Annotated in this window: 27 protein-coding genes; 15 read left to right on the top strand and 12 right to left on the bottom strand. The window is 69.0% G+C overall.

The window, feature by feature from the left end; all coding sequences use genetic code 11:
• Positions 1–28 precede the first annotated feature (28 nt).
• From KF941_RS03665 to KF941_RS03685, 5 genes are all read left to right on the top strand, one after another.
• Positions 29–754 (top strand): heme ABC transporter permease, encoded by a 726-nt coding sequence (locus tag KF941_RS03665; RefSeq protein WP_036759376.1) that lies wholly within the window; start codon positions 29–31, stop codon positions 752–754.
• The gene (gene ccmD / locus KF941_RS03670; protein ID WP_024844546.1) at positions 751–894 is read left to right on the top strand and encodes a heme exporter protein CcmD; all 144 of its coding nucleotides are present in this window, start codon (positions 751–753) and stop codon (positions 892–894) included. The genes KF941_RS03665 and ccmD overlap by 4 nt, the downstream gene beginning before the upstream one ends.
• 13 nt (positions 895–907) lie before the next feature.
• A complete protein-coding gene (locus KF941_RS03675) occupies positions 908–1,426 on the top strand; it encodes a DsbE family thiol:disulfide interchange protein (protein WP_036759389.1) in 519 nt (172 codons plus the stop codon).
• A gap of 191 nt (positions 1,427–1,617) precedes the next feature.
• Positions 1,618–2,721 (top strand): histidinol-phosphate transaminase, encoded by a 1,104-nt coding sequence (hisC, locus tag KF941_RS03680; RefSeq protein WP_036759374.1) that lies wholly within the window; start codon positions 1,618–1,620, stop codon positions 2,719–2,721.
• Positions 2,721–3,656 carry a prephenate/arogenate dehydrogenase family protein gene (locus KF941_RS03685; RefSeq protein WP_214272570.1) on the top strand — a complete coding sequence of 312 codons (936 nt, stop codon included), beginning with the start codon at positions 2,721–2,723 and terminating at the stop codon, positions 3,654–3,656. The genes hisC and KF941_RS03685 overlap by 1 nt, the downstream gene beginning before the upstream one ends.
• Before the next feature lie 173 nt (positions 3,657–3,829).
• On the opposite strand, the gene KF941_RS03690 is transcribed toward KF941_RS03685, so the two are convergent.
• A complete protein-coding gene (locus KF941_RS03690) occupies positions 3,830–4,837 on the bottom strand; it encodes a DUF2125 domain-containing protein (protein ID WP_214272571.1) in 1,008 nt (335 codons plus the stop codon).
• 92 nt (positions 4,838–4,929) lie between these two features.
• On the opposite strand from KF941_RS03690, the gene KF941_RS03695 reads away from it, so the two are divergent.
• From KF941_RS03695 to KF941_RS03705, 3 genes are all read left to right on the top strand, one after another.
• A complete protein-coding gene (locus KF941_RS03695) occupies positions 4,930–5,484 on the top strand; it encodes a gamma-glutamylcyclotransferase (RefSeq protein WP_214272572.1) in 555 nt (184 codons plus the stop codon).
• 83 nt (positions 5,485–5,567) lie between these two features.
• The gene (locus tag KF941_RS28505) at positions 5,568–7,244 is read left to right on the top strand and encodes a hypothetical protein (protein WP_214272573.1); all 1,677 of its coding nucleotides are present in this window, start codon (positions 5,568–5,570) and stop codon (positions 7,242–7,244) included.
• Entirely contained in the window at positions 7,234–8,625 is a 1,392-nt protein-coding gene (locus tag KF941_RS03705; RefSeq protein ID WP_214272574.1) for a peptidoglycan -binding protein, read from the top strand. The genes KF941_RS28505 and KF941_RS03705 overlap by 11 nt, the downstream gene beginning before the upstream one ends.
• Before the next feature lie 64 nt (positions 8,626–8,689).
• On the opposite strand, the gene KF941_RS03710 is transcribed toward KF941_RS03705, so the two are convergent.
• Complete coding sequence (locus KF941_RS03710) at positions 8,690–9,241, bottom strand: NYN domain-containing protein (RefSeq protein ID WP_036759365.1); 552 nt, start codon at positions 9,239–9,241, stop codon at positions 8,690–8,692.
• A 12-nt stretch (positions 9,242–9,253) separates the two neighbouring features.
• Between KF941_RS03710 and folK the strand changes: the two genes are divergently transcribed.
• The 4 genes from folK to KF941_RS03730 all read left to right on the top strand — a co-directional run bounded on the left by folK (position 9,254) and on the right by KF941_RS03730 (position 13,073).
• The gene (gene folK, locus KF941_RS03715) at positions 9,254–9,847 is read left to right on the top strand and encodes a 2-amino-4-hydroxy-6-hydroxymethyldihydropteridine diphosphokinase (protein ID WP_214272575.1); all 594 of its coding nucleotides are present in this window, start codon (positions 9,254–9,256) and stop codon (positions 9,845–9,847) included.
• A gap of 72 nt (positions 9,848–9,919) precedes the next feature.
• Positions 9,920–10,276 (top strand): DNA-directed RNA polymerase subunit omega, encoded by a 357-nt coding sequence (rpoZ, locus tag KF941_RS03720; protein WP_024844556.1) that lies wholly within the window; start codon positions 9,920–9,922, stop codon positions 10,274–10,276.
• A 22-nt stretch (positions 10,277–10,298) separates the two neighbouring features.
• The gene (locus KF941_RS03725) at positions 10,299–12,416 is read left to right on the top strand and encodes a bifunctional (p)ppGpp synthetase/guanosine-3',5'-bis(diphosphate) 3'-pyrophosphohydrolase (RefSeq protein WP_036759362.1); all 2,118 of its coding nucleotides are present in this window, start codon (positions 10,299–10,301) and stop codon (positions 12,414–12,416) included.
• 12 nt (positions 12,417–12,428) lie between these two features.
• Positions 12,429–13,073 carry a DUF2062 domain-containing protein gene (locus KF941_RS03730; protein WP_036759361.1) on the top strand — a complete coding sequence of 215 codons (645 nt, stop codon included), beginning with the start codon at positions 12,429–12,431 and terminating at the stop codon, positions 13,071–13,073.
• Here KF941_RS03730 and KF941_RS03735 read toward each other — a convergent pair.
• The 3 genes from KF941_RS03735 to KF941_RS03745 all read right to left on the bottom strand — a co-directional run bounded on the left by KF941_RS03735 (position 13,070) and on the right by KF941_RS03745 (position 16,513).
• Positions 13,070–14,380, bottom strand: coding sequence for an FAD-binding oxidoreductase (locus KF941_RS03735; protein WP_214272576.1), 1,311 nt, complete (start codon positions 14,378–14,380; stop codon positions 13,070–13,072). The genes KF941_RS03730 and KF941_RS03735 overlap by 4 nt on opposite strands.
• A gap of 67 nt (positions 14,381–14,447) precedes the next feature.
• A complete protein-coding gene (locus KF941_RS03740; protein ID WP_072463842.1) occupies positions 14,448–15,806 on the bottom strand; it encodes a glutamine synthetase family protein in 1,359 nt (452 codons plus the stop codon).
• Positions 15,803–16,513 (bottom strand): type 1 glutamine amidotransferase, encoded by a 711-nt coding sequence (locus KF941_RS03745; RefSeq protein WP_036759356.1) that lies wholly within the window; start codon positions 16,511–16,513, stop codon positions 15,803–15,805. Before KF941_RS03745 ends, KF941_RS03740 begins: the two co-directional genes overlap by 4 nt.
• Positions 16,514–16,661: 148 nt before the next feature.
• On the opposite strand from KF941_RS03745, the gene KF941_RS03750 reads away from it, so the two are divergent.
• The 3 genes from KF941_RS03750 (at position 16,662) to KF941_RS03760 (ending at position 19,027) form a co-directional block, all read left to right on the top strand.
• Positions 16,662–17,789 carry an aminotransferase class V-fold PLP-dependent enzyme gene (locus KF941_RS03750; RefSeq protein WP_072463844.1) on the top strand — a complete coding sequence of 376 codons (1,128 nt, stop codon included), beginning with the start codon at positions 16,662–16,664 and terminating at the stop codon, positions 17,787–17,789.
• A 97-nt stretch (positions 17,790–17,886) separates the two neighbouring features.
• Positions 17,887–18,315, top strand: a complete 429-nt coding sequence (locus KF941_RS03755) for a DUF883 family protein (protein ID WP_036759354.1) — start codon at positions 17,887–17,889, stop codon at positions 18,313–18,315.
• Between the two features lie 10 nt (positions 18,316–18,325).
• Positions 18,326–19,027: a hypothetical protein gene (locus tag KF941_RS03760; protein ID WP_072463845.1), complete on the top strand. Its 702-nt coding sequence runs from the start codon at positions 18,326–18,328 to the stop codon at positions 19,025–19,027.
• An 82-nt stretch (positions 19,028–19,109) separates the two neighbouring features.
• Here the strand turns inward: KF941_RS03760 and grxD are convergent, their stop codons facing one another.
• The 7 genes from grxD to KF941_RS03795 form a co-directional block, all read right to left on the bottom strand.
• On the bottom strand, positions 19,110–19,472 hold the full coding sequence (grxD, locus tag KF941_RS03765) for a Grx4 family monothiol glutaredoxin (RefSeq protein WP_036759351.1): 363 nt from the start codon (positions 19,470–19,472) through the stop codon (positions 19,110–19,112).
• Positions 19,473–19,524: 52 nt separating this feature from the next.
• Positions 19,525–19,767 (bottom strand): BolA/IbaG family iron-sulfur metabolism protein, encoded by a 243-nt coding sequence (locus KF941_RS03770; protein ID WP_024844566.1) that lies wholly within the window; start codon positions 19,765–19,767, stop codon positions 19,525–19,527.
• Between the two features lie 230 nt (positions 19,768–19,997).
• On the bottom strand, positions 19,998–21,185 hold the full coding sequence (locus tag KF941_RS03775) for a Hint domain-containing protein (RefSeq protein WP_240540208.1): 1,188 nt from the start codon (positions 21,183–21,185) through the stop codon (positions 19,998–20,000).
• Between the two features lie 415 nt (positions 21,186–21,600).
• Positions 21,601–21,858 carry a hypothetical protein gene (locus tag KF941_RS27800; protein ID WP_240540209.1) on the bottom strand — a complete coding sequence of 86 codons (258 nt, stop codon included), beginning with the start codon at positions 21,856–21,858 and terminating at the stop codon, positions 21,601–21,603.
• Complete coding sequence (locus KF941_RS03785) at positions 21,855–22,979, bottom strand: glycine betaine/L-proline ABC transporter ATP-binding protein (RefSeq protein ID WP_214272577.1); 1,125 nt, start codon at positions 22,977–22,979, stop codon at positions 21,855–21,857. Before KF941_RS03785 ends, KF941_RS27800 begins: the two co-directional genes overlap by 4 nt.
• Entirely contained in the window at positions 22,972–23,859 is an 888-nt protein-coding gene (locus tag KF941_RS03790) for a proline/glycine betaine ABC transporter permease (RefSeq protein ID WP_072464446.1), read from the bottom strand. The genes KF941_RS03785 and KF941_RS03790 overlap by 8 nt, the downstream gene beginning before the upstream one ends.
• Positions 23,860–24,712: 853 nt before the next feature.
• Complete coding sequence (locus KF941_RS03795) at positions 24,713–25,711, bottom strand: glycine betaine ABC transporter substrate-binding protein (RefSeq protein WP_214272578.1); 999 nt, start codon at positions 25,709–25,711, stop codon at positions 24,713–24,715.
• Between the last annotated feature and the right edge of the window lie 233 nt (positions 25,712–25,944).

The following is a 25,944-nucleotide window of genomic DNA, read 5'->3' on the forward strand; positions in this document are numbered from 1 at the left end:
GGCGACGCGCCCGATTTAGGAAGCGAACATGTCAATCTGGGAATATGCCAACCCCGTCAAGTTCATGCGCACCTCGGGCGCCGTGCTGCCCTGGGTGGCCGCGGCGGCGGCGGTCTGCACCGTGGCGGGGCTGGTCTGGGGCTTTCTGACGCCCCAGGACTACAAGCAGGGATCGACGGTCAAGATCATCTTCCTGCACGTCCCCGCCGCGCTGATGGCGATCAACATCTGGCTGATGATGCTGGTGACTTCGCTGATCTGGCTGGTCCGGCGCCACCACGTCAGCGCGCTGGCCGCCAAGGCCGCGGCGCCCGTCGGCGCGGTGATGACGCTGATCGCGCTGATCACCGGGGCGATCTGGGGCCAGCCGATGTGGGGCACCTGGTGGGAATGGGATCCGCGCCTGACCTCGTTTCTGATCCTGTTCCTGTTCTATCTGGGCTATATGGCGCTGTGGGGGGCGGTCGAGAATCCCGACAGCGCCGCCGACCTGACCGGGGTTCTGTGCCTCGTGGGCTCGGTCTTTGCGCTGCTGTCGCGCTATGCGGTGAATTTCTGGAACCAGGGGCTGCACCAGGGCGCCTCGCTGTCCATGGCGCCGGGCGAGCGGATGTCGGCGGTCTATCGCTATCCGCTCTACCTGACCATGGCGGGGTTCTTCCTGCTGTTCCTGGCGCTTTTGCTGGTCCGCACCCGGACCGAGATCCGCCGCCGCCGCCTGGCGGCCCTGCTGGCAAGGGAGAATCGCGCATGACCGAACTTGGCAAATATGCCGGGACCGTCCTGGCCGCCTATGGCGCAAGCCTGGTGCTGCTGGTCGGCATCGTCGTCCAGACCGTGCTGGCCAATGCCCGCGCCCGCCGCGAATTGCAGGAGCATGAGCGCCGTGGCTAGGATCTCGCCGATGATGCTGTTGCCGGTGGCGGTGTTTGCCGGTTTCGCCGGGCTTTCCGGCTGGGCGCTGCTGCGCGACGATCCCGACGCGCTGCCCTCGGCCATGATCGGGCGCGAGGCGCCTTCGGTCGGCGAGACCACGCTGCCCGGCAAGGTGCAGCTGACCGACGAGATGCTGCGCCAGCCGGGGGTGAAGCTGGTGAATTTCTGGGCCAGCTGGTGCCCGCCCTGCCGCGCCGAGCATCCGACGCTGACCGAGCTTTCGGCCAAGCTGCCGGTCTATGGCGTCGACCTGAAGGATCCCGAGGGCGCCGCGCTGGGGTTCCTGTCCGAGCATGGCGACCCCTATCACGCGCTTGCCACCGATCCGCGCGGGCGGGTGGCGATCGACTGGGGCGTGACCGCGCCGCCCGAGACCTTCATCATCGACGGCTCGGGCCGCATCCTTTACCGCTATGCCGGGCCGCTGGTGCGCGAGGATTACACCAACCGCTTCCTGCCCGAGCTGGAGAAGGCGCTGGCGGCCGAGTGACGGCACCGCCGGGCCGGCTGCGGCCTTGCATGGGTATTTTCGGAACGAAGAAGCCGGGGGAGACCGGCGGCGCCGGCGCATGCCGCGCGCCGTCGCGGGAGTATTTGGAAAACGGTGAAGGCGGCGGGCCGACGAGGCTTTCCAAGCCTTTCTCCGGGCGCTAAGACGGCCGGGCTTGCAAGAGGGCCGCCATGTCGCAGAACCAGACGACCATCGCTCCGCAACCCGGCATCATGGAGATCTCGCTTTACGAGGGCGGGGCCTCGAAGGTGGCGGGGGTCGAGAATGTCGTGAAGCTTTCCTCGAACGAGAACCCCTTCGGGCCGTCGGACAAGGCGCGCGAGGCGGTGATCCGCGCCGCCCATGCGCTGCACCGCTATCCCAATACCGACCATGCCGGGCTGCGCGCCGCCATCGGCGAGGTGCATGGGCTGGACCCGGATCGCATCATCTGCGGCGTCGGCTCGGACGAGATCATCCATTTCCTGTGCCAGGCCTATGCCGGGCCGGGGACCGAGGTGCTGTTCACCGAGCATGGTTTCCTGATGTATCGCATCTCGGCTCATGCCGCCGGGGCGACCCCGGTGCAGGTGGCCGAACGCGACCGGGTGACGGATGTGGACGCGCTGATCGCCGGGGCGAGCGAGCGCACGCGGCTGATCTTCGTCGCCAATCCCAACAACCCGACCGGCACCATGATCGGCCTGCCGGAGTTGGAGCGGCTGGCCCGCGCCGTGCCGCAGGCGATCCTGGTGGTCGATGCGGCCTATGCCGAATATGTCGAGGATTACGATGGCGGCGCCGAGCTGGCGAGCCGGCTGCCCAACGTGTTCATGACCCGGACCTTCTCGAAGATCTACGGGCTGGGGGGCTTGCGCGTCGGCTGGGGTTACGGCCCGCGCGAGATCGTCGATGTGCTGAACCGCATCCGCGGCCCCTTCAACCTGTCCAATGTCGCGCTGGAGGGGGCCGAGGCCGCCATGCGCGACCGCGAGCATATCGCCCGCTGCCAGGCCGAGAATGCCCGCATGCGCGCCTGGCTGGCCGAGGCGCTGGCCGAGAAGGGCGTGCCCTCGGACACCTCCTGCGCGAATTTCATCCTGGCCCGCTTTGCCGATGTGGAAACCGCGGGGGCCTGCGACGAATATCTGAAGGCGCAGGGGCTGATCGTGCGCCGCGTCGCCGGCTACGGCCTGCCGCATTGCCTGCGCATCACCGTGGGCGACGAGGCGTCCTGCCGGCGCGTGGCCCATGTCATCGGCCAGTTCATGGCCGAGCGCGCGGGAAGCCGCTGATGGCCGCGATCTATGACCGGGTGGCGCTGATCGGGCTGGGGCTGATCGCCGGCTCGATGTCGCTGGCCATGCGCGAGGCGGGGCTGGCGCGCGAGGTGGTGGGCCATGCCCGCAGCCCCGAGACCCGCGCCGTCGCGCGCGAGATCGGGCTGGCCGACCGCGTGGCCGAGAGCGCGGCCGAGGCGGTGGCGGGGGCCGACCTGGTGGTGCTGGCCGTGCCGGTGGGCGCCATGGGCGCGGTCGCGGCCGAGATCGCGCCGCATCTGAAGCCGGGCGCGACCGTGACCGACGTGGGCTCGGTCAAGCAGGCGGTGATCGAGGCGGTGGCGCCGCATATCCCCGCGGGCGTGCATTTCATCCCCGGCCATCCGCTGGCCGGGACCGAGCATTCCGGCCCCCGTTCGGGCTTTGCCGCGCTGTTTCGCAACCGCTGGTGGCTGCTGACCCCCGCCGCGGACAGCGATCCGGCGGCGGTCGAGCGGCTGTCGGCGCTGATCCGTGCCATGGGCGCCAATGTCGAGGCGATGGACGCCGCCCATCACGACCTGGTGCTGGCTGTGACCAGCCATACGCCGCATCTGATCGCCTATACCATGGTGGGGGTGGCCGATCACCTCAAGCGCGTCACCGAAAGCGAGGTCATCAAGTATTCGGCGGCGGGTTTTCGGGACTTCACCCGCATCGCCGCCTCGGACCCGACCATGTGGCGCGACGTGTTCCTGCAGAACAAGGAGGCGGTGCTGGACATCCTGGGCCGCTTTACCGAGGAGCTTTTCGTGCTGCAGCGCGCGATCCGCATGGGCGACGGGGCGCATCTGCACGATTACTTCACCCGCACGCGGGCGATCCGGCGCGGCATCATCGAGGCCGGGCAGGACACCGCGGCACCGGATTTCGGCCGCAGCCTGGCGGCGGGCGAGACGCCCAAGCCCTAGCAGGCTGCTGAAAAAGTCCTTGCGACAGGACAGCGTGGGCGGGGAACCGGGAAATCCGCCTCAAATTGCCGAAAACACCCCATTTCCGGGCCGATATTCGCTGGATCCAGAACGATTTCCGCTGCGTCGCCCTCTCAAAATCCTTTTTCAGCAGCCTGCTAGCGGCGCGGGCCCTAGCGGCGCGGGAAGGCCGGGGCCGGGCCCAGCACCATCGGGCCAAGGCTCGTCCTGCCCTCGGCGAAGCTGAGCGGCAGGCGCAATTCGCCCTCGGCCGGGGGCGGGAAATCCTGGCCCGCATCCTCGGGCAGCGGCAGGTCCGAGATGTTCTTGAGCATGGTGCCGGCCAGCGTCACCACCCTGGTCGGGATCAGTCCCGCCGTGGCCGCGGCCTGCAACAGCGCCTCGGCGTCCCTGGTGTAAAGCACCAGCCGGCCCTGGGCGCGCCCTTGGGCATCGGCCTCGATTCGGCCCAGGATGCGGGCCTGCACCGCGCCCAGGCGCAATTCGGCATCGTCGAGCCGCAGCCCCACCGGCAGCGGTGCCCGGTCGGGGTCCAGCGTCGCCGGACGGGGCAGGGCGTCCAGCCAGACCCGGCCGGTGGCGGCCAGGCTGAGCCGGCCGGGCAGGGGCAGGGTCGCGAACAGGCCGGGTTCCAGATCGTCCAAGTCCAGCTCCAGGTCATAGGCGGCCGCGGCCGCCTCCGGCGCATCGGCGTCGAGGTCGCGCTGCACGGCATCGGCGTGCAGCCGCGTGGCGAGCGCCGCGCCCTCGACCGTCAGCGGGCCGGCCTCGATCCCGGCCGAGGCCATGGCCAGCCCGTTCAGCGGCTGCACGCGCAGCCGGGCGGCGGCATCGCCGAGCCCCAGCGCCACGGGGCCCGAGCCGGGGTCCAGCGTCGCGCCGGGCGGCAGGGCCAGCCGCAGCTCCGTGGGCCGCAGCGGGCTGAGCCAAAGCTCGGCCTGCGGCAGTTCGACGCGGCCGAGGTCGGTCTGCATTCCCAGCGCCAAGGCGCGCACCCCGATCCGGCCCGGCTCGCGCAGTTCCTGCACCGCGCCCAGTTCGGCCGCGGGTTGTCCGGCCGCGATCCGGCGCAGCTGCTGCGCCATCAGGCTTTCCCCGCCCAGCCACAGGCCGCCCAGGATCAGGGCAAGAACGATCAGGGGGGCAAGCAATCGGCGCATCCGGTCCTCGGGGTTTTCATGGCGTCTTGGAACGCCGGCCCTGCTGTCCTAAGTTTTTCCTGACCGAATTATCTAGGGCACCGGGGTAAAGAATGGGTGAACGGCCGGAGCATTGGGTCTTTGCCTATGGCTCTTTGATGTGGGATCCGGGCTTTCCCGTGGCCGAGATGGTGCCCGCGACGCTGGACGGCTATGCCCGCAGCTTCTGCCTGCGCTCGATCGTCTATCGCGGCACCAGCGAGACGCCGGGGCTGGTCCTGGGGCTGGAGGCCGATCCGGGGGCGCATTGCCGGGGCCTGGCGCTGCGCGTGGCCGAGCCGGACTGGGAAGAGACGCTGTCCGGCCTGCGCGCGCGCGAGCTGACCACCAACGCCTATGCCGAGCTTTTCCTGCCGCTGGCGCTGGACGACGGCCGCGGCGTCGAGGCGATCGCCTATGTGATCCGGCGCGATCACGACCAATATGCCGGCCCGCTGGAGCTGCACGAACAGGCCCGCATCATCGCCGTGGCGCAGGGCGGGCGGGGGCCGAACGCGGATTACCTGTTCAACACCGCCCGGCACCTGGCGCAGATGGGCATCGAGGACCGGGCCCTGGACGAGCTGGCGCGGCAGGTCCGCGGGCTGTTGCACCCCGGCGGGGGATAGGCGCGATTTCCCCTGGCGAGGGCGCTTGGCAGGCGCGGGTCCGGCCTCTACAGTCGGCTCGGAAAACAGCAAGGGGGTGGAACTTGTCCCGAACTGACGCCGAACCGCCCGAGGGTCCGCCCGCCGCGCCGGAAGGCCGCCGCTCTCGCGCCGCCCGGCTGGCGGCCACGCGCGACGGGGGGCCGGGCGGGACCGGGCCCTCGCAGCCGCAATTCTCGCAGCCCGTCCGGCAGATCCTGCTGATGCTGATCGTGCTGGTGCTGGTCGTGGCCGGCGCCTGGTTCGCCTATGGCCGCATCCTGTCGATCTTTCACTCGAACGAATACCTGAACGGGCTGATCCTGGCCGTCTTCGTCATGGGCGTGCTGGGCTGTTTCTGGCAGGTGGCCGAGCTGGTCAAATCCGTCAGCTGGATCGAGCGTTTCGCCGCCCGCCGCCGCAATGCCGCCGAGCGCGGCGTCAGCGCGGCCGAGCCGGCGGGGCCGGACGATGCGCCGCGGCTGCTGGCGCCCCTGGCCGCGCTGCTGGGCCAGCGCGGGCCGGTGGGCGGGGCGATCTCGACCGAATCCTCGCGCTCGATCCTGGAATCGGTGGCGACGCGGATCGACGAGGCGCGCGACATCACCCGTTACCTCGCGAACCTGCTGATCTTCCTGGGCCTGTTGGGGACGTTCTACGGGCTTGCGACCACGGTGCCGGCCGTGGTGGACACGATCCGCGCGCTTTCGCCCAAGGATGGCGAGACCGGGCTCGAGGTCTTCAACAAGCTGATGACGGGGCTGGAATCGCAGCTGGGCGGCATGGCCACGGCCTTTTCCAGCTCGCTCCTGGGCCTGGCCGGCTCGCTGGTGGTCGGGCTGCTGGAGCTGTTCGTCGTCCATGGCCAGAACCGCTTCTATCGCGAGCTCGAGGAATGGATGTCGGGATTCACCCGCATCGGCCTGGGCGGCGGCGACGGGCAGGGGCTGGGCGAGGCGGCGCTGGCCGGCTTCATCGAGCGGGTCGAGGCGCAGATGACCGGCCTGCAGGACTTCTACCTGCGCCGCGACGAATTGCGCGACCAGGAGGCCGCCGCCGCCGACCGGCGCTCGCTGGCGCTGGCCGAGGGGGTGGAGCGGCTGGCCGGGCTGCTGGGGTCGGACCGTGACCGGCTGGGCGAGACGCTGGCCGCCGAGCGCGAGGCGACCGCGCAGGCCCTGGCCGGGGTCGAGCGGGCGATCGGCGGGCTGGCCGAGCCGCGCCGCGACCCGGAGCTGGTCGCCGTCCTGGAGCGTCTGGCCGAAGGGCAGGACCGTCTTGCCGCCGAGCCCCGCCACGATCCGGCGCTGCCCGCGGTGCTGGAACGGCTGGCCGCGGGCCAGGAGCGGCTGGCGGTGCTGGCCGAGGCGCCGGAGCAACCGGGCTTCGACGGCGCCGTCCTGGGCGAGGCGCTGGAGCGTCTGGCCGAGGGCCAGGCCCGGCTGGCGACGCTTGCCGAAGCTCCCGCGCCCGAGGACGGCCGGCTGGCCCGCGCCCTGGAACGGCTGGCCGAGGGGCAGGAGCGCATCCTGGACCTTGGCGCGCAGCGGCCGGCTGCTGCCGCCGCCGCCGCGGGCGACGATCCCGAGGCGCGGATGCGGCTGCGTTCCATCGACGTGCAGCTGGGCCGGCTGGTCGAGGAAACCGCCAGCGGCCGCGACGGGCTGATCGCCGAATTGCGCAGCGACCTGGCGGCGCTGACCCGCGCGATCCGCAACCTGGAGCGCGGCGATGGGACTTAGCCGGGGCGGCGGCAACCGTTTCTCTGCGACGATCTGGCCGGGATTCGTCGATGCGATGACCGCGCTGCTGATGGTCATGATGTTCGTGCTGACCATCTTCCTGCTGGTGCAATCGGTGCTGCGCGACCAGATCACCACCCAGGACAGCGAGCTGGACCAGCTTGGCCGCCAGGTGGCCGAGCTGTCGGACGCGCTGTCCACCTCGCAGGCGCAGGCGGTCTCGCTGGACCGCGACCTGGCGGCCGAGCGCGACCGGCTGCGGCGTTCCGAACAGGCGGTGGCTTCCGCGCGGGCCGAGATCGACGCACAGACCGAGGCGGCGCGCCTTGCCGCCGCCCGGCGCGAGGCGCTGGAGGCGCTGATCGGCGACCTGCGGCGCCAGAACACCGAAACGCGGCAGCAGCTGGACGAGACCGAGGCCGCGCGGCTGGCCGATGCCGCCGCCGCCGAGGCGCTGCGCGAACGGCTGGCCAGGTCGGATGCGGAACTGGACGCCGCCACGCTGGAGCTGGAGGCGGCGCGCAAGGAGGCCGAGGAAACCCTGACCCTGCTGGCCGCCGCCGAGGCCGCCAAGAAGCAGCTGGGCGAGCAGGCCGAGGCCCAGGCCAGCGAGGCCGAGAAACAGGCCGCCCTGCTGGCCCTGGCCCGGCAGGAGCTGTCCGAGCAGGAGGCGCTGACGGTCGAGGACCAGCGCCGGCTGGCCGCGCTGAACCAGCAGGTCGCGCGGCTCAACGACCAGCTGGGCAGCCTGCGCGCCGTGCTGGACGCTGCCGGCGACGAACGCCGCGAGGCCGACCTGCGCGCCGAGGATCTGGGCCGGCAGCTGAACGTCGCCCTGCTGCGCGCCGCCGAAGAGGAGCGCAAGCGCCGCGCGCTGGAAGAGGACGCGCGCAGCAAGGCCGAGGCCGAGGCCAAGGATCTGGCGCGCTATCGCTCGGAGTTCTTCGGCCGGCTGTCGCAGATCCTGGCCGGCCGCGAGGGCGTGCAGGTGGTGGGCGACCGCTTCGTCTTTTCCTCGGAAGTGCTGTTCGCGCCGGGCGAGGCGACGCTGTCGCCCGAAGGCCAGGCGCAGATCGCGCGGGTGGCAGAGATGCTGGGACAGATCTCGGCCGAGATCCCGCCCGAGATCGGCTGGATGATCCGCGTCGACGGCCATACCGACGACGTGCCGCTTTCGGGGCTGGGGCGCTATCGCGACAACTGGGAACTGAGCCAGGCGCGCGCGCTGGCGGTGGTGCGCTACATGGTGGACGATCTGGGCTTTCCGGCAACCCGCCTGGCGCCTGCCGGCTTTGCCGATACCCGCCCGGTGGCGCAGGGCGACACGCCCGAGGCCCGTGCCCGCAATCGCCGCATCGAGCTGAAGCTGACCGAACGCTAGGCGCGTGGCAGGCCGCTGTCAGGCGTCGATGGTGCAGGCCCCGTGCCGGGGCAGCTTTGCCGGGTCAGCTTTCCTGCGGGGCGGGCTCGCGCGGCGGGCGGCCGATGATGTCGCGCAGCGCGTCCAGTTCGATGAAATTGTCCGCCTGCCGGCGCAATTCGTCGGCGATCATCGGCGGCTGGCTGCGCATGGTCGAGACCACCGAGACCCGCACGCCCTGACGCTGCAGCGCCTCGACCAGCGGCCGGAAGTCGCCGTCGCCGGAAAACAGCACCGCATGATCCAGCCGCGGCGCCAGCTCCATGGCGTTGATGACCAGCTCGACATCCATGTTGCCCTTGACCTTGCGGCGCCCCAGCGCGTCGGTATATTCGCGCGCGGGTTTCGTCACCATGGAATAGCCGTTGTAATGCAGCCAATCGACCAGCGGGCGGATCGGTGAGTAGTCCTCGTTCTCCAGCAATGCCGTATAATAATAGGCGCGGACCAGCTTGCCGCGCCGTTCGAATTCCTGCCGCAGCAGCTTGTAGTCGATGTCGAAGCCCAGCGACTTTGCCGCAGCATAAAGATTCGACCCGTCAATGAACAACGCCAGCCGGTCGTCCTTGTAAAACACGATTCCCCCGAGATGTCTCGAAACCAAAGTCAGAAAGCGAACTTAGTCCTCGTTGCCCTGGGTGCAAACCTGCCTAGTTCGGCAGGTTCGCCCTCGCAGAGCCTGCGTTTCGCCTTGCAAAAGATCTCGCAATTACCGCAGGTTGTGCCGGCGGCCTTCAGCCGCTTCTGGTTTACCCCAGCCTTTCCGGCAGGTTCCGGTCCCGATTATGTGAATGCGGCGGCGTCTTTCCGCTGCGTCATGCCGCCCGAACAACTGCTGCGCGAATTGCACGAAATCGAGGCCGAACTGGGCCGCAGCCGCGACGGCGCGCGCTGGCAGGCCCGCGGGCTGGACCTGGACCTGCTGGCCCATGGCGATCTGGTGCTGCCCGATGCCGCCGTGCAGGACCATTGGCGCGGCCTGCCACCGCAGGAACAGCCGCTGCATGCCCCCCAGGGCCTGATCCTGCCCCATCCCCGGCTGCAGGACCGCGGCTTCGTCCTGGCCCCCCTGGCCGAGATCGCGCCGGACTGGGTGCATCCGCGCCTTGGGCTCAGCGTGGCGCAGATGCTGGCGGCGCTTCCGCCCGAGGCGCTGGCGGGGATGCGGCCCGCAAGTGCTTGACATTTCCGTCGCGGGCGCCCAAATATCCGGCCTCGCCCCCTGCACCCCGATTCCAGCTGATAAGGTTGACCGATGGCCCGCGTTACAGTCGAAGATTGCGTCGATAAGGTTCCGAACCGTTTTGACCTGGTGATGCTGGCGTCCCATCGCGCGCGCGAAATCGCCGCGGGCAGCCCGCTGACCGTCGATCGCGACAATGACAAGAACCCCGTCGTGGCGCTGCGCGAGATCGCCGACGAAACCCAGCCCGTGGACGATCTGCGCGAGCGCATGATCGAGGCGCATCAGACCCAGATCGAGGTCGACGAGCCCGAAGAGGACGCGATGGCCCTGCTGCTGGGTGCCGAGATGGACCGTCCCAAGCCCGCCGACGAGGAATCGGAAGAGCGCATGCTGCGCATGATGCTGGAAGCGCAAGGCAGGAACTGAATCCAAAGGTCTTCGGCCCATCATGATCGACGTCGAAGACCTCATCGCGCTGATCCGCAACTACAACCCGCGCACCAATGCCGAACTGATCCGCGACGCCTATGAATACGGGCGTCGCATGCATGAAGGCCAGTTCCGCCATTCGGGCGAACCCTATTTCACCCATCCCGTCGCCGTCGCCGCCATCCTGACCGAGATGCGGCTGGACGATGCGACCATCGTCACCGCGCTTCTGCACGACACGATCGAGGACACGCGCTCGACCTGGGCCGAGGTGGCGCAGATCTTCGGGCGCGAGATCGCCGATCTGGTCGATGGCGTGACCAAGCTGACCAACCTGCAGCTTTCCGGCGCGCATTCCAAACAGGCCGAGAATTTTCGCAAGCTTTTCATGGCGATGTCGCGCGATCTTCGCGTGATCTTGGTCAAGCTGGCCGACCGCCTGCACAATATGCGGACGATCAAGTCCATGCGCCCGGACAAGCAGCAGCAAAAGGCGCGCGAGACCATGGACATCTATGCGCCGCTGGCCGGCCGCATGGGCATGCAATGGATGCGCGAGGAGCTGGAAGACCTGGCCTTCAAGGTCATCAACCCCGAGGCGCGCAATTCGATCATCCGCCGCTTCGTCAGCCTGCAGCGCGAATCCGGCGACGTGATCCCCAAGATCACCGCCGACATCCGCGCCGAGCTGGAACGCGAGGGGATCGAGGCCGATGTCTATGGCCGCGCCAAGCGCCCCTTCAGCATCTGGCGCAAGATGCAGGAAAAGCAGCTTTCCTTCTCGCGCCTGTCGGACATCTACGGTTTTCGCATCATCACCCGGACGGAACCCGACTGCTATCGCACGCTGGGCGTGATCCACCACCGCTGGCGCGCGGTGCCGGGCCGGTTCAAGGATTACATCAGCCAGCCCAAGGCGAACGGCTATCGCTCGATCCACACCACCGTCTCGGGGCGCGACGGCAAGCGGGTCGAGGTGCAGATCCGCACCCGCCAGATGCACGAGGTGGCCGAGGCTGGCGTGGCCGCGCATTGGGCCTATCGCGACGGGGTGCGCACCGCGAACCCCTTTGCCGTCGATCCGGGCGAATGGATCGCCAGCCTGACCGAGCGTTTCGGCGAAGAGGATCACGACGAGTTCCTGGAACACGTGAAGCTGGAAATGTATTCCGACCAGGTGTTCTGCTTCACCCCCAAGGGCGACGTGATCCCGCTGCCCAAGGGCGCGACCCCCTTGGATTTCGCCTATGCGATCCATACCCGGCTGGGCTCGTCCTGCGTCGGCGCCAAGGTGGACGGCATCCGCGTGCCGCTGTGGACGCGGCTCAAGAACGGGCAGTCGGTCGAGATCATCGCCGCCTCCGGCCAGCGCCCGCAGGCGACCTGGCTCGACATCGTCGTCACCGGCCGGGCCAAGGCCGCGATCCGCCGCAGCCTGCGGCAAGAGGACCGGACCCGCTTCATCCGGCTGGGATCGGAACTGGTGCGGGTGGCCTTCGAACATGTCGGGCGCAAGGTCAGCGACAAGGCGCTGCGCACCGCGGCCAAGACCATGGCGCTGCCCGACACCGACGAGCTGCTGGCCCGCATCGGCAGCGCCGAGATCTCGGCCCATGACGTGCTGACCACGCTTTACCCCGAACTTGCCGAAAAGCGCAGCGAGATCGACGCCCGCCGCGCAGTCGCGGGGCTGGCGGCCGACCAGGAATTCACCCGCGCCCCCTGCTGCAACCCGCTGCCGGGCGAGCGCATCGTCGGCATCACCTATCGCGGCAAGGGCGTGGTGATCCATGCCATCGACTGCCCCGTCCTGGCCGAGTTCGAGGAAAGCCCGGAACGCTGGGTCGACCTGCATTGGCGCGAAGGCCAGCACCCGGCCGCCTATTCCACCATGCTGTCCCTGACCATCCGCCACGACGCCGGGGTGCTGGGCCGCATCTGCACGCTGATCGGCGCGCAGGGGGCGAATATCTCGGACCTGGAGTTCATCGACCGCAAGCCGGATTTCTATCGCCTGCGGGTCGAGGTCGAGCTGCGCGACCGCGAACATCTGCACACGCTGCTGACCGCGCTGGAAACCGAAAGCGACGTGGCCCAGGTCTCGCGCATCCGCGATCCTTCCGCCCATATAAGCTGAGGCGCGGCCGGCATGTTCAAAAGACGCAAGCCGCTGAGCTATGCTCAGATGTGGACCGAGATGTTCTATCCGCGCTCGGGCTGGAAGCGGGCGTCGAAATACGTGCTGCACCGGCTGCGCCGCCTGCCGGACCAGCCGCATCGGGTAGCGCGCGGCTGGGCCTGCGGCATCTTCATTTCCTTCACGCCCTTCTTCGGCTTTCACTTCATGGGGGCTGCGGCGCTGGCCTGGCTGATCCGCGGCAATATCCTGGCGGCGCTTCTGGGCACCTTCGTCGGCAACCCGCTGACCACGCCCTTCATCGCGCTGACCTCGGTGGGGCTGGGGCGCTGGATGCTGGGGGTCGAGGGCCGCTTTACCCCGCACCTGATCTTTGACGAATTCACCCGCGCCGGCAGCGAGCTGTGGAACAACCTGCTGGCGCCGCTCAGCGCGGAGCGCACGGCGCATTGGGACCAGCTTTTGCAATTCAACGAGCAGATCTTCCTGCCCTATGCGGTGGGGGGCGTGCTGCCCGGAATCGCGGTCTCGGTCGCGGCGCATTACCTGACCGTGCCGCTGATCAAGGCCTATCACCGCCACCGCGAAAAGCAGATGGCCGAGCGCATCGCCCGCGCCAAGGCCCGGCGCGACCGCGAGCTGGCGGAAAAGCGCTAGAAGCCCAGCCGGTCGCGCAGCGAATACCAGCCCATGCCGGCGACCAGCAGCGGCCAGCGCAGCGCCGCACCGCCGGGAAAGGCGGGCGAGGGCAGGGCGGCCATGGTGTCGAACCCCTCGGCCTGCCCCTGAACCGCCTGCGCCATCAGCTTGCCGGCAAGATTGGCCAGCGCCAGCCCATGGCCGGAATAGCCGCTGGCCGACAGGCAATTCGGCGCCGGCCGGGCAAAGCAGGGCATGCGGTTCATGGTGATCGCCAGCGTGCCGCCCCAGGCATGGGTCAGCCTGACGTCGGCAAGGCCGGGATAGATCTCCAGCAGCGGCTTGCGCACCTTGGCGGCGATGTCGGCGGGAAAGCGATAGCTGACATTCTCGCCGCCGCCGAAGATCAGCCGCCCCTCGGGGTCGAGCCGCCAGTAGTTCACCACGAACTTGGTGTCATGCACGCCGATGGGCTGGGTCAGCACCTCGGCCGCGCGCGGCCCCAGGGGCTCGGTCGCGACGATGAAATTGTTGATCGGCATGACGCGGGCGGCGACATGGGTGTCCAGATTGCCCAGATAGCCATTGCCCGCCAGGATGACATGGTCGCAGATCACCCGGCCCTTGCCGGTCTGGACGATGCTCTTTTCACCGGCGCGTCGGGCGTGGCGGATGTGGTGGACATGGCTCAACTCGCGGATCTTCGCGCCGGCCGCATCCGCCAGCCGCGCCATGCCGATGGCCAGGTTCAGCGGATGCAGATGCCCCGCGCCATGGTCCAGCTCGCCGGCGACATAGGCGTCCGAGGGCACCAGCGCGCGAAAGGCGTCGCGCTCCAGCGCCTCGATCCGATCATAGCCGTAGTCGCGCGCCAGCCTGTCGATCATGGCGCGGGCATGGTCCAGCTCGGCGGGCTTGCGAAAGGCATGGGCGATGCCACAGGCGACCGGCACCCCGGCGCGCGCCGCCAGATCGCGGGTCAGGCGCTTGGCCTCCTCGGCCATGTCCCACAACCGATGCGCCGCCTCGACCCCGGCCATCCGCTCCAGCTCGTCCACCTCCAGCCGCTGCCCCGAGCCGATCTGGCCGCCATTGCGCCCCGAGGCGCCGAAACCCACGCGATGCGCCTCCAGCACCACCACGTCGCGGCCCGCCTCGGCCAGGTGCAGCGCCGCCGACAAGCCGGTATAGCCGGCGCCCACCACCACGACATCGGCGTGCGCCTCGCCCCGCTGCTCGGGGAAGGCAGGCAGCGGATCGCGGGTCGCGGCATAAAGGCTCGGCGGATACTCCCCCGGCCGGTCGTTGGAAAACAGCAGGTTCATCCCTCGGCCTTCTTCGTTGTCCAAATACCCATTCCGACGGCGCGCCAAGGCCAGGCCGTGCCCGGCTCTATACGTTCAGCAGCAGATGCTCGCGCTCCCAGGGGCTGATGACTTGCAGGAACTCCTTGTATTCGTTGCGCTTGACCGCCTGGTAGACGTCGATGAACTCGGCCCCCAGCACCTCGCGCATCGGCGCGCTCTCGTCCATCAGGTCCAGCGCGTCGCCCAGGTTATAGGGCAACTCGTCCTCGGACATATAGGCGTCGCCCAGGCATTCGGCGCGCGGCGCCTCGGCCTCGGCCAGCCCCAGGTAGCCGCAGGCGAGGCTGGCGGCCAGGCCCAGGTAGGGGTTGCAATCCATGCCCGCCAGCCGGTTCTCGACCCGCCGCGATTCCGGTTTCGAGATCGGCACCCGCAGCCCGGTGGTGCGGTTGTCGCGCCCCCATTCCAGGTTGATCGGCGCCGCGAAATCAGGGACATAGCGGCGATAGCTGTTGACATAGGGCGCCAGCAGCGCCACCGCCGCCGGCAGGTGCTTCTGCATCCCGGCGATGAAATGCATGAAGGCCGGCGTCTCGCGGCCCTGCTCGTCGGAAAAGATGTTGCGCCCGTCGCCGATGCCGACGACCGAGTGGTGGATATGCATGGCGCTGCCCGGCTCGCCCTCGATGGGCTTGGCCATGAAGGTGGCGAAGCAGTCGTGGCGCAGCGCCGCCTCGCGGATCAGCCGCTTGAAATAGAAGATCTGGTCGGCCAGGGCGACGGGGTCGCCGTGGTTGAGGTTGATCTCGACCTGGCCGGCGCCGCCTTCCTGCAGGATGCCGTCGATCTCGAAGCCCTGGGCCTCGGCGAAGTCGTAGATGTCGTCGATGACCTTGCCGTATTCGTCCACCGCGGACATGGAATAGGCCTGCTTGGCGGCGGCGCGGCGGCCGGTGCGGCCCATGGGCGGCATGATCGGCTGGTTCGGGTCGATGTTGCGCGCGACCAGGAAGAACTCCATCTCGGGCGCGACGATGGGCCGCCAGCCGCGCTGCCGGTAAAGATCGACCACCCGTTTCAGCACGTTGCGCGGCGCGATGGGCACCGGGTTGCCGGACTGGTCCGAGACGTCGTGGATGACCTGCAAGGTCACGTCCGCCGTCCAGGGCGCCGCCGTCGCGGTCGAGAAATCCGGCGTCAGGATCATGTCCGGCTCGGTGAAGGCGCCCGAGGGGTTGTCGGCCCAATCCCCGGTGATGGTCTGCAGGAAGATCGAGTTCGGCAGGTAGAACCGTTCCTGATGCGCGAATTTCGAGGCGGGCATGGCCTTGCCCCGCGCCACCCCGGCGATGTCGGCGACGATGCATTCCACCTCGTCCAGCCGCCGCCCGGCGACATAGTCCTGCGCGGCCTGCGGGGTTTCCTCGATCCAATGCGGTCTCATGCGGCCCCCTGGCGGATTTCTGCGCTGAAGGCGCGCGGCGCCTTGAAGAAGGCCTCGATCCGGTCGGCGATGCCCGGCGATTGCCGCGGGGTGCCCATGCGGGCGCGGGCCTGGTCCAGCAGCGGCTTGGGCACCGCGCCGCGGCCGCGATGCTCGATCAGCCCCTGGATGAAGGCGTCGTCGAACTCGGGGTGGGCCTGCACGGTAAAGGCGCGATCCTCATAGACCAGCGCGGCGTTTTCGCAGAACTCGTTTCGCGCGACGATCTGCGCATCCCTGGGCAGGGCGACGACCTGGTCCTGGTGCCATGCGTTCAGCGTGACCTTTTCGCCGCCGAAATCGTAGTCATGCGCGCCGACCGCCCAGCCGCCGGGATGCTTCGTCACCGTGCCGCCAAGCGCCTGGGCGATGATCTGGTGGCCAAAGCAGATGCCGACCAGCGGCACATGCCGGGCATAGGCGGTGCGGATGAACTCCTCGAGCGGCGGGATGAAGGGATGATCCTCGTAGACGCCATGGCGCGAGCCGGTCAGAAGCCAGCCCTGGGCCGCGTGGACATCCGGCGGGAACTCCATCCTTTCAACGTGATAGCTGGTGAAATCGAAGCCCCGCCCGGCAAGGAGCCGCTCGAACATGGTGTCATAGTCGCCCAGATCGCCGCGAAGTTCCTCGGGCGATTGGCCGCATTTGAGAATGCCGATACGCATGGTGACTGGCCTGTCGGTTGTTCCCCCTGAAGCTAGTCGGGCGCGGCGCGGCCGGCAAGGGGCTGCTGCGGGCTGCCGCTTCGGTAGGGCTGGCCGTGTGGGCGAGGGCGCGCTAGGCTGCCGGCAAAACCAGCAGAAAGGATCGGCCATGCCCGGACTTCGCCCCGATGTGGACCCCGAGGGATTGCAGGAATTCTCGGTCGTCTTCACCGACCGCTCGCTCAACCACATGTCGCAGAAATTCCAGGGCGTCATGCGCGACATCTCGGCCACGCTGCGCGAGGTCTATGGCGCCGATGCGGTGGCGCTGGTCCCCGGCGGCGGTACCTGCGCCATGGAGGCCGTGGCGCGCCAGTTCGGCCGCGACGCCCATGCGCTGATCGTCAGGAACGGCTTTTTCAGCTATCGCTGGAGCCAGATCTTCGAGGCGGGCGGTTTCGCGCGCCAGACCACGGTGATGATGGCGCGGCCGCAGGGCAACGAGCCCCGCGCCCCCTTTGCCCCCGCCGCCATCGAGGAAGTGGTGGAAAAGATCCGCGACACCCGCCCCGATGCCGTCTTTGCCCCGCATGTCGAGACGGCGGCGGGCATGATCCTGCCCGACGACTATATCAAGGCGCTGGCCGATGCCGCGCATGAGGTGGGCGCGATCATGGTGCTGGACTGCATCGCCTCGGGCGCGATCTGGGTCGACATGCGCCAGACCGGCGTGGACGTGCTGATCTCGGCGCCGCAAAAGGGCTGGTCGGCCTCGCCCTCGACCGGGATGGTCATGCTGTCCCCGCGCGGGATCGAGCGGCTGGAGACCACGGTCAGCGACAGCTTCGCGCTGGACCTGAAGAAATGGCGCGCGATCATGAAGGCCTATGAGGACGGCGGCCATGCCTATCACGCCACGCTGCCGACGGATGCGCTGCTGGGCCTGCGCGACGCGATGGACGAGACGCGCGCCTTCGGGCTCGAGGCGGCGCGCGAGGCGCAATGGCGGCTGGGCGACGCGGTGCGCTCGGAGCTGGCGCGGCGCGGGCTGCGCTCGGTCGCGGCCGAGGGATTTGCCGCGCCGGGGGTGGTGGTCTGCCATACCGACGACCCCGAGATCTCGACCGGGCGCAAGTTCCTGGCCGCCGGCTACCAGATCGCCGCGGGCGTGCCCCTGCAGGTCGGCGAGGGCGAGGGATTCCGCAGCTTCCGCATCGGGCTTTTCGGGCTCGACAAGCTCAAGGATGTCGAGGGCACGGTGGCGCGGCTGGTTTCCGCCTTTGACGCGGCACTTTGACGCTGCGGGCAGGAAATCGCGGCCGGTCCGGGAACGATCTGCGGGTTTCGGGGTTTGCTTTTCCGAAACCGATACAGCCCTGCGAAAGGACAAGATCATGGCGAACCACGAAGCCACCGCCGATGAACTGAAAGCCAAGGCGCGCGAGGCCGCTGACGATGTAGGCCGCCACGCCAGCCGCGCCGCTGACGAGGCCAGCGCAGCCTATGAGACCGCCCGCGAGAAGGGCGCCGAGCTTTACGAGACCGCGCGCGAAAAAGGCGCCGAATTCGTCGAGGACGCCAAGCGCCGCGGCGCCGAATATGCCGAAACCGTCCGCGAGCGGGGTCATGAATATGCCGAGCGCGCCCGCGACGAAGCCCGCCGGCTTTACCGGCAGGGCGAACGGCAGGCGCATGAGGTCGCGGCCCATGCCGAGGAATATTACGACGAGGTCTCGGGCATGGTGCGGCGCAACCCGGCGCAGGCGCTGGGGATCGCGGCCGGCATCGGCTTCCTGCTGGGCCTGATCATCGCGCGGCGCTGAGTCTCGGCGGATGTTCGACTATACCAGGAAACTCCAGCTCGCCCTGACCGACAGGCTGCGCCGCGCCGGCCTGTCGGCCGGGGCAGGCGCGGCCCTGCTGATCGGGGCGGGGTTCCTGCTGGCGGCGCTGTGGACCTGGCTGGCCGATCACCTGGGCTGGGGGGCGCTTGGCGCCTCGCTGGCGATCGGCCTGGGCTTCGTGCTGGTCGGGCTGGCGGTGATGCTGATGGCGCGCAAGGAACGCCATCCCGTCCCCACCACCGACGAGCTGAAGGCCGAGGTCGAGCAGCGGCTGATGCTGGCCGCCGACATGGCCGTCGAAAAAGCCACCGGCGCCGCGGATGCGGCACTGGAGCGCGCCTCGCAAAAGGCCGGCCAGCTGATCGACCAGGCCGAGCAGCGGGTGCATTCGCTGACCGACAGCCTGGCCTACAAGGCGGACCGGATGGCCGACCGCGCCGAGGCGAGCGTCTATGGCGCCGCGCGCCGGGCGGGCGAAAGCGCCGTCGGCACGCTGGGCCTGCCGCCCGATACGCTGCGCCGCGTCGCCGGGCAGGTCCAGGGCGCCTCGCAGTCGCGGGCGGCGGCCGTCGCGCCGCTGATCGGCGCCTTTGCGGTGGGGATGACCCTGGCCTCGCGCCTGCAGCACTGGCGCCACCGCGACGAGCCGGACTGGGAAGAGGCCGAGGATTGGAGCGAAGATCCCTATTGAGGATCGTCCCGCAACCCATTGACAACAAAAGACCCCGCCGCCGGCGGGGTCTTTTTTCCTGTCGCGTCGGCTGCGCCCGCGCTCAGGCGTTCGCTTCGCGGATCTTGTTGGCGGCATCCTTGTCATAGGTCACGCCGGCCTTGTCGAACAGCTGGTCGAGTTCGCCCGAAAGCGTCATCTCGGTGACGATGTCGCAGCCGCCCACGAACTCGCCCTTGACGTAAAGCTGCGGGATGGTCGGCCAGTCCGAGAAATCCTTGATGCCCTGGCGGATCGTCTCGTCGGCCAGCACGTTCACGTCGCGATACTGGACGTTCATATAGTTCAGAACCCCGGCCACGCGGCTTGAAAAGCCGCATTGGGGCATCTCCTTGGTGCCTTTCATGAACAGGACGACATCGTCTGCGTCGATCGTCTCCTGGATTTGCTGGCGTGCATCGGTCATTTCGTCCGGTCCTTGCTGAAGCGCCGCCTGGTCGCGACGCTTGCGGTTGATCTTAGTCGGGTGCCTTGGTGGTCAGCGCAAGGGCATGCAGGGCGCCGTTGGGGCCGTCCATATGGCCCTGCAGCGCCGCATAGACGGCACGTTGCTGCTGAACGCGGTTCTGGCCGCGGAAGCTTTCGTCGATCACCTCGGCGGCATAGTGGTTTCCGTCCCCGGCAAGGTCGGTGATCGTGATCTTGGCATGCGGAAATGCAGCGCGGATCAGGGCTTCTATATCCTGGGCTTCCATCGCCATGGCGGATCCTTTCTTTGTTCTGCAAGATGTAGGGGAAGCCCGCACGGGCCGCAAGATCGACCGGCCTGCGCAATCGCTCCGCCCCGCGGGGGCGGGGCAGATCCACCCGCCGTCCTGCGGGTTCGGTGGCCTTGCTTGCCCGCGGCAGGCGCCGCCGGGATGGCGGCCCATGCCCGGCCTGCGGGCGGATGGAAAAAGGCCGGTCCAGCTTCCTGGCGACCCCGCCTTGGCTATTGCACCAGGGTCTTGCGATGCTGGGCGTGGCGCACGGCCAGCTTGCGCCCCATCCGGCCCGAGGCCAGAACGCGCGCGCCCACCGGCACCTCGTCCTCGGGCCGGTCGCGCAATTCGGGGAAAAGCGCAAAGATCTCGGCCTGGGCCTGGCGGCCGACGGATTTCAGCGCCTCGGGCCCGGTATGAAGCGATTCGGTCTCGGCGCCCTCGGACAGGACGATCTCGTGCTGGTCGAAGAGGAAGTGGAAATATTCGACCGAGGGCAGGTCGTCGGCGATGTCGATGCCGTCGATCTGCAAAAGCTGCTTGGCGGCGACCAGAACCTCGGGCGTGCCGAACATCTTCAGCGCGATCCTGGAACGCACCAGGATCCGGTGCTGGGGCGAGACGACTAGGTTGCGCAAGGGCAGCCCCTTGCCGAGCGCGCCGGCCCTGATGCGGATCGGGCGCAGGTTGGGACTGGCGTCCAGCGCCTTGCTGCCCAGCACGCGCGAGCCGATCCAGCGCACCGGCTGCAAGCCGTTGTCGCTGGTCACGACCAGCATGCCGGGGGTCAGTTCCTCGACCGGCCGCGGCCCCTGGTCGGTTTCGATCAGCGTTCCGCGGACGAAACAGGGAAAGCAATGCCGGTCGGTGAAGATGCCGTGGTAGTCCAGCTCGTAATTGCCGGCCCCGGCGGGAAACGAGACCGAGACGATGGGCCGCGTGGTCAGCGCCTCGACCTCTTGCAGCGAGGCGCCCTTGGGCGGCGGCATCAGGAAGGTGTTGCCGGCGGTGTCCTGCATGATGCGGACCGGCAGGACCAGCGTCTCCTGGCTGCCGTCGGGATTGGCGAAGGTGACGGCGGTGTTCTTGACGACGAAGGTCGAGTCGACCTTGTAGCTGGCGATATTGCCGTCGCCGTCGGCATCGTGGCGGATCGGCTCGGCCAGAAAGCCGAAGGGGCCGTTGGTGCGGATGATGCCGTCCTGGTCCAGGTCCACGGCGCTGACCTCGACCAGCTGGCGCGACAGCGGGTCCGCCTGCGATCCGAAGCTGGCGCCGGCCAATATGGTGCTGGCCCTTCCTGCGCCGGGGACCAGCTCCCAGGGGTCCATGTCGGGAAGCTTTCCCAGGAAGATCATCTTCTCGCAGTCGGGTCCGGCGGGACCGCAATGATTGTCGCCGGCATGATTGAAAGACATTTTAACACTCACCACTCAGATACGAGCCCCTGCCGGGGGCCGCGTAATCGGTTACCCCGCGTGTCCGGCTTCCAGGCAGACGAAGACCATCGCTGGGATCGGCATTGCCGGCCCCAAGGCCGGGGCGATCCGTCAAGAGCCGCGACGCGCAGTATCGGGCCAACAGGGCGCCGACCAATTTTGTCTAAAAGATATGAGCATCGTGGCAAGCGGAAAAACTGAACAGTTCTTTTTAAAAGATAAGCGATCCCGGTGGGTTAACGCGCTCCTTGGCGCATATGCCGGCCGAAGGCGGGCTGCGTGATATGCATTCCCGCATCTGCCGGGACGGGCCGTCGCGGCAAGGGGGCGATCTGCCGACGGCCAAGGCGCCGTCCCGCGTTCAAGGCGTGGGGCGGCGCGGTCGGGTCATCCTTCAGGCCCCCGCGCCGAAGTCTTCGCGCTCGACGAGCAGGGTGCGAAAACCGCGTGCTGCGAGTTGGCGTGCGGTGGCGCAGCCGACGGCGCCGGCATTGCGGGCCCATGTCACGTCGGCATGGCCGTGGTAGTTGGGCTGGGGGGCGCTGCGATTGAGCAGCACCAGCTCGCCCGGCGCCAGGATGCCGCGCGCGAGCAGCCCCGCGCCGAGCGCCGAGCCGAGCCAGCCGGTGGCGCCGATCAGGCCGACCCTCATGCCTGCCGCCCGTCATGCTGCCCGCCATGCTGGCCGCCATACTGGCCGCCATGCTGGCCGGTATAGGCGTTGATCGCGGCCTGGAAGGGGATGACGCCGATGGCCCGGCCCTGGGGATCCTGGACCCGCAGCGCCTGCAGCCGGCTGGCGGCCATCTGCTGCAGCGCCTCGGCGATGCTGGCCTCGGGGGCGATGGCGGCCTCGGGCAGGGCGGCGTCGGGCGGGGCGGCTTCGGGGGCGTCGAAACCGTGCCGGGCCTGCATGACCGCGCCGACCTTCAGCACCTTGCCGCGGTCGACATGCTGGACGAAATTCGCCACGTAATCGTCGGCCGGGCGCAGCACGATGTCCTGCGCCGTGCCCTGCTGGATCACCGAGCCGTCGCGCAGAAGCGCGATGCGGTCGCCGATGCGCAGCGCCTCGTCGAGGTCGTGGGTGATGAAGACGATGGTCTTCCTGACCTCCTGCTGCAGGTCCAAGAGCACCGTCTGCATGTCGTAGCGGATCAGCGGGTCGAGCGCCGAATAGGCCTCGTCCATCAAGAGGATCGGCGCGTCGTTGGCCAGCGCGCGCGCCAGGCCCACCCGCTGCTGCATGCCGCCCGAAAGCTGGCTCGGATAGCTCTTCTCGAAGCCCGAAAGCCCCACGCGCTCGATCCAGCGCATGGCGGTGCGGTAGCGCTCGGCCTGCGGGATGCCCTGCACCTCGAGCCCGTAGGCGGCGTTGTCGAGCACGGTGCGATGCGGCAGCAGGCCGAATTTCTGGAACACCATCGCGGTCTTGTGGCGGCGGAACGCGCGCAGCTCCGCCTGCGACATGGCGACGACGTTGCGGCCCTCGATCACGATCTCGCCGGCGGTGGGCTCGATCAGCCGGTTGATGTGGCGGATCAGCGTCGACTTGCCCGATCCCGACAGGCCCATGATGACCTGGATGCTGCCCGGCGCGACCTGGATGTTGATGTCGCTCAGCCCCAGCACGTGCTGGTGGCGGGCCTGCAGCTCGGCCTTGGTCATGCCGGCGCGGACGGCCGCGACATGCGCCTCGGGATTGGCGCCGAAGATCTTGTAGAGGTTCTTGATCTCGATGCCGATGGGATCCGTGGTGGCGGGATCAGTCATGGCTGGCCTCCTGGTGTTTTTGCAGCCGCTTGCCCCAGGCCTGGCTGATGCGGTCGAAGAGGATGGCGATGCCGACGATGGCGAAGCCGTTGAAGAGCCCGAGCGTGAAATACTGGTTCGAGATCGCGCGCAGCACCGGCTGGCCCAGCCCCTGCACCCCGATCATCGAGGCGATCACCACCATGGCCAGCGCCATCATGATGGTCTGGTTGATGCCGGCCATGATCGTGGGCAGCGCCAGCGGCAGCTGCGCCTTGACCAGCTTCTGCCACGAGGACGAACCGAAGGCGTCGGTCGCCTCCAGCACCTCGCGGTCGACCTGGCGGATGCCGAGGTTGGTCAGCCGGATCATCGGCGGCAGGGCATAGATCACCACCGCGATCAGGCCGGGCACCCGGCCGATGCCCAGCAGCATCACCACCGGGATCAGGTAGACGAAGCTGGGCATGGTCTGCATGATGTCGAGGATCGGGCTGACGATGCGCTGCACCCGCTGCGAGCGCGCCATCAGGATGCCGAGCGGCAGGCCGATGGCGATGGACAAAAGCGTCGCGGCCAGCACCATGGAGATGGTCTTCATGGTGTCGTCCCACATGCCGAAGAGCCCGATCAGCACCAGGGTCAGCACGGAGCCGATCACCACGCGCAGGCTGCGGCTGGCGCCCCAGGCCAGGGCGGCGACGACGGCCAGGACGAGCAGCCAGGGGGTGCCCAGAAGCAATCGCTCGAACCAGATCAGCATGGTCTGCAGCGGGCTGAAGAGGCCCTCGATCATGTCGCCGTGGCTGCGGGTGAAGCTGCGAAAGCCGTCGTCGATGACGCGCTGCAACTCGCGCAGCCAGGCGCTTTTCAATTGGGGGAAGGAGGTGAGCCAGGTCATGGGATCCTCGCGCATGGGGCTGGGGGCCGGCCTGGGCGGCCGGGACCGGGAAAGGGTGGCGGCATCGGGCCGGGCCGGGGGTCGGGGCGGTCCCGCGGACCGGCCCGGAGGCCGGACCGAGGGGTGGTCAGGGCCCGACCCGAGAGCCGGACCGAAGGGGTGTCAGGGCCCGGACCCGAGCGCCGGCTGGGCCAGGGACCGGAACCGGGAGCGGGTCCGCGGGCCCGAGAGCCGCTCCGCGGGGCCAGTCCTGGGCCAGTCCTGGGCCGAAACCGGAGCCGGCCCGACGGGCAGCCAGGGCCCAGACCGAAGCCGGACCGCGACCGCGGGCCCGAGAGCCGGAGCGTGGCCAGGCCAAGACCGGACCGGAGAACCGGCTGGGCCAGGCCAGGGCCCGGAACCGAGAGCCGGAGCGGGGCCAGGCCTGGGTCCGACCTGGGCCAGTCCTGGGCCGAAACCGAAGCCGGACCGCGACCGCGGGACCGAGAGCCGGAGCCTCGCCAGGCCAAGGCCGGCCCGGAGAACCGGCTGGGCCAGGCCAGGGCCCGGAACCGGGAGCCGGAGCGGGCCCCCGAGCCGAGAGCCGGAGCGGGGTCAGGCCTGGATCCGACCTGGGCCGGAACCGGAACCGGAGCCGGCCCGACGGGCAGCCAGGGCCCGGACCGAGAGCCGGATCGCGACCGCGGGCCCGAGAGCCGAGAGCCTCGCCAGACCAAGGCCGGACCGCAGAACCGGCTGGGCCAAGGCCCGGACCGGAAAGCCGGCCCGACGGGCAGCCCGGCCCGGACCCGAGAGCCGGAGGGCGGGCCGGGGCGGACTTTCGGCCCACCCAGCCCGGCCGCGGGGGGCGCGGTCAGAGCGCGGCCTTGATCCTCTCGGCCGCCTCGGGCGTGACCCATTCGGTCCACGTCGCCTCGTTCTCGCGCAGGAACTGCCGCGCGCCCTCCTCGCCCTGCGCCTGGTTCTCGGTCATCCAGGCCATCAGCGCGTTCACCGTCGCATTCGTCCAGCTCCGCTTGGAAAGGTAGTCCATCACCTCGGGCGGGGCGCTGTCGGCGAATCGCTTGGCGACGACGGTCTGCACCTTGTCGGCCGGCCAGTCGTTCTTCCTGGGCTCGGCGCAATCGGCGTTCGAGGTGCAGCCCTGCCATTCGTCCATGTCGAGCGCCACGCCGTGCTCCAGCTTGACCATCTCGTAGCGGCCCAGCAGCGCGGTCGGCGCCCAGTAATAGCCGACCCAGCCCTGCTGGCGTTCATAGGCGCGCGCGATCGAGCCGTCGAGCCCGGCGGCCGAGCCGGTGTCGACCAGGTTGAAGCCCGCCTCCCGGGCGCCGAAGGCCTTGTAGAGCTGGCTGGTGATCACCGTGCCGCCCCAGCCGGCCGGGCCGTTGAAGATGGCGCCCTTCGCGGGATCCTCGGGATCGGGGAAGAGGTCGGGGCGCTTGAGCACGTCCTCGATGGTCTTCAGCTCGGGGTTGGCCTCGGCGAGGTATTTCGGGATCCACCAGCCCTGCACGGCGCCGTCGCTGAGGATGTCGCCGGTGACGACGATCCGGTCCTCGGCCAGGCCGGACCGGATGACTTCGGGCACCAGGTCGACCCAGCCCTCGGGGGCGATCTCGGGCTGGCCCTTCTCGACCATCGAGGTCAGCGTCGGCACCGTGTCGCCCTGGATCACCTCGGCGCTGCAGCCGTAGCCCTGGTTGAGGATGAAGGCATCCAGCGCCGCCGCAAGCTCGGCGCTCTGCCAGTTCATGCTGGCAATCGTCGGACTGCCGCAATCCGCCCAGGCCGCGCCCGAAAAGCCCACAAGCAAAAGCGCCGCACCGCAGGAAACAAACCGTCTTCCCATTCTCTTTCTCCCTGGCGCGAACATGGCCCCCAAACCCCAGCCGTCGCGCAAACCGGGGAGGCTTCTTGGGCAGGAGCCGGTTCCTGCCGGTTGTCGTCTCGGTCCGCGGTTCCGGTCCGGGCCGCAGGGGCGAACCCGACAGGCGGACCGGGCATGCAGGAGCCGGAGGGCGCCGAAAGCGGCGCCGGTTCGCTGCCCGGCACGGCGACGACCGGCGGTTCGCGCGCCGCCCA

Origin of the sequence: Paracoccus sp. pheM1, from assembly GCF_018499825.1 — a bacterium.
In the GTDB taxonomy this organism is placed as follows: domain Bacteria; phylum Pseudomonadota; class Alphaproteobacteria; order Rhodobacterales; family Rhodobacteraceae; genus Paracoccus; species Paracoccus versutus.